Origin of the sequence: Streptomyces sp. F001 (assembly GCF_004187715.1) — a bacterium.
Lineage (GTDB): Bacteria > Actinomycetota > Actinomycetes > Streptomycetales > Streptomycetaceae > Streptomyces > Streptomyces flavusporus.
Map to the genome: position 1 here is coordinate 1 of NZ_QZWF01000140.1, position 2,332 is coordinate 2,332.

General features: G+C 72.0%; 4 protein-coding genes. 1 reads left to right on the plus strand and 3 read right to left on the minus strand.

Annotation, left to right across the window (positions count from 1 at the left end; genetic code table 11):
* From StrepF001_RS44990 to StrepF001_RS45000, 3 genes are all read right to left on the minus strand, one after another.
* Positions 1-490: DUF305 domain-containing protein (locus StrepF001_RS44990; RefSeq protein ID WP_129803844.1), on the minus strand; the 490-nt coding region annotated here is incomplete at its 3' end.
* Between the two features lie 115 nt (positions 491-605).
* Positions 606-1,010: a DUF6153 family protein gene (locus StrepF001_RS44995; RefSeq protein ID WP_129803845.1), complete on the minus strand. Its 405-nt coding sequence runs from the start codon at positions 1,008-1,010 to the stop codon at positions 606-608.
* 96 nt (positions 1,011-1,106) lie between these two features.
* Positions 1,107-1,574 (minus strand): hypothetical protein, encoded by a 468-nt coding sequence (locus tag StrepF001_RS45000; protein WP_206307173.1) that lies wholly within the window; start codon positions 1,572-1,574, stop codon positions 1,107-1,109.
* A gap of 147 nt (positions 1,575-1,721) precedes the next feature.
* Between StrepF001_RS45000 and StrepF001_RS49255 the strand changes: the two genes are divergently transcribed.
* A complete protein-coding gene (locus StrepF001_RS49255) occupies positions 1,722-1,967 on the plus strand; it encodes a hypothetical protein (protein ID WP_240798014.1) in 246 nt (81 codons plus the stop codon).
* The last annotated feature ends 365 nt before the right edge of the window (positions 1,968-2,332 follow it).

The window sequence follows — 2,332 nt, forward strand, 5'->3', positions numbered from 1 at the left end:
CGAACATCTTGTCGAACTCGGTGCCCTTGGCGGCCTTGAGCTCGTCCATGTCCTCGGCGCTCATCATGCCTTCCATTCCGCCGTGCATGGAGTGGTCCATGGCCCCCTCGGCGGGAACGTCCTCATCCCACGAGACCAGCCACCCGGACAGCGTCCTGATCTCGGGATCCTGCGCCTTCTTCACCTGCTCGGCCAGCTCCTTCACCTCGCCCGACTGCGCCCGGGCGGGTGCGAGGTCGGTCATCTCCACGGCCTGGCGGTGGTGGGGGATCATCCCCTGGGCGAACGTGACGTCGGCTGCGTTGTGCTGTCCCTGCGAAGCGGAAGCGGAAGCGGAAGCGGAAGCGGCGGCGGAGGCAGAGCTGCTGCCGTGGCTGCCGTGGCCGGTGGAACTGTCGCCGTCCCCGCCGGAGGCGGCCAGAACGAGCGCGGCCGCACCGGCGGCAGCCAGGACGGCGGTACGGCGGGCGAGGGAACGCTTGCGGTTCATGCGGTTGCAACTCCTTGATGCGCAGCCCGTTTTCGGGCATGCGTCGATGCGGCAATGAGTACGCGGAAGCCCGGCACCACCCCCGGAGGGGTGCGGTGGTGCCGGGCGGGCCGCTCTATATCCGCAGGAGTTGCAACTCGGACAGGTCCGGCGGCGCCCTGTCATGCTGGGCGGAGGCCGCAGCGCCATCGAGGGCGGCCGGGACGGCAGCGGCGTCCGTCAGCGCAGCACCCAGGGTGGGCGGCGCATACGTGGAACCGACGCCTGCGGCAGCACAGGCTGCGTCAGCGTGGTTGAGGTGGCCGGCCCCGTCCGACAGGTGCGAGCAGGCCGCACTCGCCTCGTGTGGGGGTGCCGGCGGACTCGTCATCGCGGCATGGCCGGCCTCTGCGTGCGCAGCCGGTAGCGCCCCGCCGGGTGGCAGAGCGTGCATACCCAGCACACCGCTGAGCACCGCCAGCACCAGCAGCACAAGTACGCGCCCGGCCGCGCGCCTACTTGTGCTGCTGGTGCTGGGCATGCCCTCGTCGTAGAGGCCATCCGGCGTTCGAAGATGTCCAGCACGCCCGTTGGGAGTGCGGGTGTCAGGCGCGTGCGACTGTCCGCGGCACTCGCCTCATGTGCCCCACCGGCGCTTGGCGCTCCGCTCTTGGGGCAGTGCGTGGGTGTCACGTCTGCGTGCTGGGCTGGGGGACCGGCCTGCCCGGCGGGTGAAGGCGGCGAGCACGGTGGCCGTGATGTAGGCGGCCGCGCGGTCCGGGGCGAGGTTGCCGGAGCGGATCTCGTCGGCGCTGTGCATGACCGAGTGCAGGGCATTGACCAGCCATGGGAGCGGCAAGTCGGTGCGGAAGACGCCCTCGGCGCGGCCGTGGGCGATCAGAGTCTCCACGCGGGCGGCCGGGCCGCTGTGCAACTCGCGGATGCGGCCCGGAGGGAGCTCCTTCTGGGCGGCGACCAGCAGCGCCCGGGCCTGGTCCACCAGGTGCCAACTGGCTTCCACGAGCCGCGCGAGAGCCAGCTGGGGATCACCGGCCAGATCGACGGCCTCCAGCGCCTGGTTGCCCTTGCCGATGGCCAGAGTCATCGCCGCCGGCCGCCTGGGGGCCCGGCCCCTGGCGGCGGTGGCCTTGTTGATTGCGGCCGCTGGATTCCTCGCACCGGTGCTCTGGTCCGGCACCGCCGCCATGGTCGCCGGGGTGAGCGTCGCCTCGGCGGGGCTGGGGCCCTGTTCGTGGTCGCCTCGGCCACCGCACTCGGCAGCGTCGCCCCACACGAGGCCGGCGACACCTTAGGAATCGTCAGCACCTTCCACGAGTTCGGCGCCTCGGCCGGGGCCGCGGCCGTCTCCAGCGCCGCCGCCAGCCTCACCAGCACCACAACCGCGTCCGGGTTCGACGACGCGTTCCTCGTGGCCACGGGGGTGGCCGTGGTCTCCGCCGCCGCTGCGACGTGGCTGATCCCGCCGAAAGGGGAGTAGCCCAAGCGGGCAGGAGATCATGGACCACACGCTTCGGCGGTGATCAGCGACAGCCGCCGCCCCGGGCGACGCACTCCATCGCCTGCTGATTTGTCCGCCCGACGCGGCCGCATGAGCGCCGGTCCGTGCTGTCGGTGCCGCCGCACCCGGACCGCTGGATGCCACCGCGCCGGACCCGTGCTCCGACAGCGGGCCAGAGAGGGGGCCCAGCCCCGTCCCACCAGCCCCGACTGCCCTGCTGGCCCAAGGCCTTACGCGTCATCCGTTCATGGCTCACCCCAGCCACCATCCTGAACCGCTGGTGGCGAGCCTGGACGGACAAGGGCCCGCCCGCCGAACTCCAGGCCCTGATCGACGCAGTCACC